1 protein-coding gene is annotated in these 1,352 nt (G+C 66.2%); it reads right to left on the bottom strand.

Annotation, left to right across the window (positions count from 1 at the left end; all coding sequences use genetic code 11):
* Positions 1-52: 52 nt before the first annotated feature.
* Positions 53-1,352 (bottom strand): class I mannose-6-phosphate isomerase (locus DBR22_RS21540; RefSeq protein ID WP_258229367.1); only part of this gene is annotated, 1,300 nt, incomplete at its 5' end.

Below are 1,352 nucleotides of genomic sequence, written 5' to 3'. Positions count from 1 at the left end.
AGGCTGGGCTGATCGGCGCAGCCTTCCGGGCACAGCGTGCCCCCACTGACCCCTAGCCCTCGGCGAGCCGTGGAGCCGCGGCCTCCACCACCCTGGCCGGCAACGCGGTTTCGGTCCCGCGCACGGAGGCTTTGACCGTGGCAAGCTTCTGTCCTGCCCCGGGGCCGTGCGGCCGGATCGTATACGGGCCTACGGAGGCCGGAATGATGAACGTCTCGGCGTAGCTGACCACAAACGGTTCAAAACTGCCGTCCGGGCTTTCCACCACGGCTTGTGCGCCCTCCACCAGGTTCAGCACGTTCACAGTGCCGTGGGTGTGGTGGTCCACCACGTCCGTGAACCAGTGCCGGCGGACCTCGATGAACTCCAGTTCGTGCAGCCCGGTGCGTTCCTCGGTCCAGCCCGGCCCGGAGCCCAGCTGCTCCACCTGGTCCAGCAGCTGCTCGTGCACCCACTCCGTGGTGCGGTCCCACTGGATGTTGCGGCCGGCGTGCTCCACGTGGATGGGCCGGGGCCGGCCGTCCAGTCCCACGCGGTCCCAGTCCCACATCTTGAAGGTGAAGATGTAGGGCGTCGCGGAGATCTCGAGCACCATCGAGTTGGCCCCCGACGCGTGGACCGTGCCGGCAGGGATGGAGAAGTGGTCATGCTTTTTAGCCGGGAAGGCGTTAACGTAATCCTCCGCCGGAAAGTGCGTGCCGCCGTCGGACGCTTCCCTCAAAGCCGCCACCATGGCGTCCGGGTCCGTACCGGTCTTCAGACCGAGATAGACCACGGCGTCCGGTCCGGCGTCGAGGAGGTAATAGCTCTCGTCCTGGGTGTAGTGCATGCCGAAACGGTCCTGGATGTAGTCCGTCAGGGGGTGCACCTGCAGGGACAGGTTGCCGCCCTCCATGGTGTCCAGGAAATCGAAGCGGATGGGGAACTCGGCGCCGAACCGTGCATAGGTCTGGGGCCCCAGGAGCGCCGCGGGCTGGGTGAACACCACGTCCACTGACGGCAGCTCCACAATGTCCCCGCCGACGTCGAGCAGGATGCTGTTCTCCTCAGGCACACAGTCGAAGCACCAGGCGTAGTTGTCCGCCCCGGCATCGAGGCCGATCACCTTTTTCATCCACTGCCCGCCCCACACGCCGGGATCGAAAAACGGCACTACCCGGAACGGCGCGGCGGCGGCAGCCGCCATTCCCCGGTGGAACGTCTCGCCGGTGATGAGTTTCCCCTCGGCGACGCTGCGGTTGGTATCCAGGACGTAGTCGACGGCGGGAAACAGCTGCCGCTTGTGCCGGTCCGCCACGCGCCACTCCACGAAAAAACTCCGCTTGTACTTGCGCAGGTTGTCCTCGTTGGTG

The organism is Arthrobacter sp. HMWF013 (assembly GCF_003061105.1).
GTDB lineage: Bacteria > Actinomycetota > Actinomycetes > Actinomycetales > Micrococcaceae > Arthrobacter.
This window is presented reverse-complemented; position numbering and strand designations above follow the sequence as displayed.